At 57.4% G+C, this 5724-nt stretch carries 2 protein-coding genes; both read left to right on the forward strand.

Annotation, left to right across the window (positions count from 1 at the left end; all coding sequences use genetic code 11):
• On the forward strand, positions 1 to 399 hold a 399-nt coding region (locus ABJK56_RS08235), incomplete at its 5' end, for a hypothetical protein (protein ID WP_347244187.1).
• Between the two features lie 131 nt (positions 400 to 530).
• The coding region (locus ABJK56_RS08240) for a hypothetical protein (RefSeq protein WP_347244188.1) at positions 531 to 5724 on the forward strand (5194 nt) is incomplete at its 3' end.

Below are 5724 nucleotides of genomic sequence, written 5' to 3' on the forward strand. Positions count from 1 at the left end.
AGCCTGGGATGGTCAGGAAACGCGCTGGGCGCGGTCAAAGCGGCGTGGACGATGACAATCAATCCACCAACCAGAAAGTCTCTGGCGATCGCATCCCAGGTGGTCGCCCGGCCAGTCACTTCGGCCGGTTGGCTTCTTCCCGAGGGCGCCCGTCTCCGGTTTGGGGTGAGCTGCGACCCCAATCCGTCAGAGGGCTCGTCATGGCCAAGACTTGACGTGTATCCCCCCCGTAATCATGATAAAACAGCGGAGATGGATATTCTGGAGAAAGTATCTCGGAAGCGGAGACTTACAGTTCTTGTGAAGCCGTCCGTGGATCCCGCTTTTCCCGGAGGAAGCCTCTGCCAAGCGGGGACCACCTGCTGCGAGCGGGGGGCTGCACCCTTTGGGGCCATGTAAAAAACGGGGTTGACAAAAGGGGAACGTACAATCCGAGGCGAGGGATTTGGAAAATTACCGACCAGCATCGACATAGGTTGAGGTCGATCATGTTGACACAGCGGGTTGCTCATCATCAGAGGAAAGGTTCTATGTTCGCCAACTTGCTGGCTTCCTTGCGTCGTCCGCGAAAGAAGTCTCATCCTCCCCGGCAGCATCGGCGTCTGCGGGTCGATGCTCTGGAAGAACGGACGCTTCTGAGCGTTACTCCGGTGGACATCCTCGACAAGCTTGCCAATCAATCGGTCCAGCCTGTGATTTTCTCCGGAAACACCAATCCGGGGCAATCACTGGCGGTCGACGCGGATGGCGATTTTGTCATTGTGTGGACCCGCTACGACACCATCATCGATCCCAACACGGGATTGCCTATGATCGATCCGGTGACGGGTCAGCCGCAGAGTGAAGCCAACATTTATGCCCGCTATTTCACCGACGAGGTCCAGCGGATTACCTTACCGTCAGCCGTTTTAAACGACAGTGTCCCCTCGCAGTATGGGCAGTTTTCGTTGATTTACGGCGGGACGACGCTAGTGCAAAAACTCACGATCTCTGCGACCTACCAGCCGTTCGCGGCGGTACAGCAGAATATTGCGGGAACATTTGTGCTTCAGGCTGACGCCAATGGAGACGGAATAATCTCTCCGACGGAGCGCGCGACGATCGTTTACGATGAAACCGGCGATATCAACAGCCTTGCGACGTCCATCCAAACTGCTTTGCAAGGTATCGGGGGACCGCTTCAAAACACCAAGGTTACTCCGATTAACGCAAAGGAATTTTTGATCGAGTATGGAAGTGCCTCGCTGGGAGTCAATCAGCCGAAGCTCTCTGTCGGTACAGTGAGCTTTTCCAGCGGATTTTATCCGGCTGTGCAGGTCTCTACAGTTCGGGAGCCGATTCTCATCTCGAACATTCCCGTTTCGCCCACCAATCCGCAGTTAACGGCGCAGGCGTTGGAGCAGGCCTTCAATACCCGCCTCAAAGCCTATGCGATGGGCCCTATCGATTTCCCGCCGCCTGATCGCGTGCCCAGTTCAGTGGAAGGTCCCTACACCGACCCGATCACGGTGGCTGCCGCTGTGCCCCAGGTGCAGGTCACAGCCGTTAATGCCACGACGTTTGACATCCGCTTTGTGGGCGATTCCAGCAAGCTCGATCATCCGGAATTTATCATTGCATCTGTAACCGACGAGCTGGGTAACAATCTTCTGCCCTCGCCGGAGGCTTCGGTGGTCACCATCAAGCAGTCGAGTCCGGAGTTCCGGGTAAACCCCGAAGAGCCGGATGATCCGTTCACCCCTGGACCGGACAAGTACGATCAGCTCAATCCGGTGGTAGCCATGGATGCCGACGGGGACTTTATCATTGTGTGGGAAAGCAGGGTTCCCGACAGCTACGCCTTCGGCAGTGTGAGCGACATCTTCGCTCGTCGGTTCCGGCCGGTGGGAAATGCTGTGCTGGGTACCTCTCAATTCATTGTGGACATGAACGCGGATGGCACGCCGGAAACGCCGATTGATGGTGTGATTCCCTTAGTATCGCCGCTTAACACAGTGGTTCAAACGCTGACGGTGGATAGCCTCGTCCCCGGGGCCCTGGCTGGTCGATTCCGGCTGAGCGTTGCCGGCAAGATGACCGATGACATCGTCTTTGACAGCACGAATCTGACCACCACGGCGGCCAATATTCAGGGTGCGCTGGTGGTGGCGGGATTCCAGGACGTCAGTGTGACCGTTGCCTCCTCCACGGATCCGTATCAGTTCCGAGTTAGCTTCCGGCAAACGTTCTCTGGACCCAACGGATTGACCGACGCGATCCTCCAGTACCTTGATCCCGTGGAAGGCACGCCCCTGGGGGCGTTAGCCAATGTGTCATCGCAGCTTGCGCCAGGCCAGGATCTCTTCAGCTTCCGGGTAAACACGGAGACACTGCGCCCGCAGTTTGCCCCGGCCGTGGCCATGGACATGGTGGGTAACTTTGTGATCGCCTGGGCGAATAGTGCGCAGGACTTCAGCTTCTATAACGGGATTCGGGCCCAGATTTTCAGTCGGGATGGCAACAGGATTGGGAATGAATTTCTCGTCAACACGGAGGATACGGCGGTTTACCTCAATCCGGCCGTTGGAATGTCGCGAACCGGTGAGTTTGTCATTGCGTGGGAACGGACCACGGATGTCAACTTTTTAACAGGGGCGCCGTATACCACCGCGGTTCTAGCCAAGGGTTACAACCTTGCGGGGCAGGTCATTCTTCCCCAGTTTGGCATTGGCGGTGGAGGCAACCCCACGATTGCGTTCGATTCAACCAACCATTTCCTGGTCACCTGGCAAGTGATTGCCGACGCCGATAGCACGGGGCAGACATCAAGCGGAGTGCGGGGGATTGTCTATGATCTCAACGGAAACGTTATTCGCGATACGTTCCGGCCCAACAGTGCTTCTTTCAACCCAGGCTCGACGCCTTTGTGGCCTATGGCCCAATTGAATGGCGGTGGTGGCCTGGATGCCGACGGTGACTTGATTGCTGCCTATTCTGGCTATGGGCCGGACGTTTCCCAAAACGTCCTCGGCATCACTCAGGCCGTGCGGCAAATCCTCATTGCTCAAATCAACTCACAGACAAATTCTGATCTTCTCAATTACTTTGATCCGCAGACGGAAACGCTGTTTTCTGCGGGAAGCCCCAGCAATGGGGACGTGGACGGCGTTATTGATGCGATTCTGATTCGTGCGCTCAATCGTGGTGCCACGCCACAGCAAGTGGGGCGCTTGCGCGCAATTTTGGAGAGTGTGACCGGTTTGCTCCGGGGTGAGGCGAACGGTGTCATGTTCAGCCGGTTCGACGCCGATCCCTCCTTGTCTTATGGCACGCTCTTTAGCGACAGTGTGGCCAATACGCTGCGGGACGGCCATAACACCCGCTACCTGATTCTGATGGACAACAACCTGAACTGGGAATCATTCATCATTCGAATCTGGCGGACGGGCATTGGGGGCTTTGAGGACGTCACAGTTAACAACATTCAAACCAACCAGGTGTGGAATCGGGTGCTGACGCGGGACCGTATCGACGAGGTTTTGGAAGGAGCTGCCCGGACTGGTACGGCATGGGCCGAGCCTACCTACGAAGGGTCGATCGATGTACGCATCATCAGCCCCCTCGAGATCGCCAATCGAATTGGAACACCTTGGGAAATTCCCGTGGCGAATCCGACACAGTACACGATCTATGAAGTGACCTTCCAAGGAGAAGGGCATGACTGGCCATTTACCATAACGGGCATCTTCCCGGGCCGTGCGGGTGGTCAGGATGTCCCACCGCCTCTCATGATTGCCCAGTCCTTTGGCGATTCGGGGACGCAGCAGGGATGGGCGTCGATTGGTGTCACGCCCGAAGGCTCGTTCGTCATCGCCTACACCCAGATCGAGGAAAACACGAGCGGGACGGCGACCAACGCAACAATTCGGTACCGACAGTTCCGCGAAACCGCGGACACCGCCGGACCTTTTGTGACCGACATCCTTGCGCCTACAGGGACGAGTTTGTGGGGAGGCGCGAACGTCGAGGGTTCCATCTCCCAGGTCGTCATCACGTTTAACGAAGAATTGCTTGGGGGTGATCCAAAGACCGTCCTGGATAGTGTCCTCAACCCAGACAACTTTGTGCTCCTCCGCAATGGCGTGGAAATTCCGCGCGGCGTGGTGAAAGTCGAATTCGGCATGAATGCCGCGTCGTTGCTTAACGGGAAACCATACGATATCGACGGAGACGGCAATCCCGACGGAGTTTATAACCTCTACGCGCTGCCTACAAACAAGTGGGAGGCTGTCCTCACTCTGGATGGTAACGGTGCCTTGGAACCTGGCACGCCTGGTCTTCCCGACGGAGATTATCAAATCGTGGTTCGGGCTCCGTCGGGCGCCATTTCGGGGATTCGAGATAAAGCCGGCAATCCTTTAAATTCCACTGGTTTTGTACCGCCCGGTGCCAATACCACCCTTTCCTTCCACGTGACGGTGCCTGCCCAGGATACACCCGTTCTGCCGGTCAATGCGCGGACGCAGCCGGAGAGTCCGAATGCGGTGGCGCGGGATGCGGATGGGGACTATGTGGTGGTATGGACGCAGACGGATGCGAGTGGCCGGAATCGGGTGTATTTCCGGCTGTTTGATCGGGACGGCACGCCGGCAGATTTGGATTTGAACGGCAATGGCGTGATCGATGCCACCGAGATTGACAATGCACCGGCGACGGCGGTGACGACGAGTTCGGTGTTTGCCAATGATGACCAGCAGTTTGGGTCAGTGGCGATGACACCGGACGGGGACTTTGTGATCACCTGGACGAACACGCGGAGTGGCAGCACAGATATTTACGCTCGGCGGTTTGGTTCTAATGGACAACCTTTGGGTGATGCCTTCCGTGTGAACACGTTCACGGCCAACGATCAGAAGTGGTCGGACGTGGCGATGGATGCGGAGGGTAACTTCGTCGTGGTGTGGTCGAGCTGGGGGCAAGAGCCTGGTGGTTCGGCTTCGGGTTGGGGGATTTTTGCCCGTCGGTTTGATCAACAGGGGCAGGCCCTGGATGCCACGGAATTCCAGGTGAACACGACGGTGCTGGGTGACCAGACATTGCCCAGCGTGTCGATGGACTACCGTGGCAATTTCGCTGTAGCATGGCAGACAGCGGGCGGGATCGCACTGCGTACTTTCACGGCCGCGGGCGTCGCGCAACAGGTTGCGGAGATTCCGGTGGGCACCACGGTAATTGGTCAGAAGGCCTATCCAGACGTGGCAATGGCAGGTTCCGGGCAGACGGTCGTGGTGAGCTGGATGGGGCCGGATGGGAACGGTAATGGCGTGTTCATTGATTTGTTCCAGTGGGACCCCACGAGTCAGTCGTGGCTGGCGGTGCGGACTGGGCAGCGGGTGAATGTGAGTGTCACCGGCGAACAGGGCTATGCCTCGGTGGCGATGGCCGTGAACGGCGCGTTTGTCGTGAGTTGGAGTGGAATTGGCAACCAGCCTGGCCAGGAAGATCAATTGGAGTCGGGTGTCTTTTATCGCCTGTTCGATGCGACGGGGAACGCGGTTGGTGGTGAGCGCCGTGTGAACCAGGTGGTGGCGGGGCGCCAGTGGGCACCGTCTGTGGGGGCAGATGCGGATGGCAACTTTATTGTGGTGTTTACCGGTCCCAGTTCCGCCAATCCGTTGCTCAATACGGTTTACCGATTTGACAGCCGGGTTTATTTGAATCAGGGCGACGTCTCTGCTCCGATTG

The organism is Thermogutta sp. (genome assembly GCF_039793925.1).
Taxonomy (GTDB): Bacteria; Planctomycetota; Planctomycetia; order Pirellulales; family Thermoguttaceae; genus Thermogutta.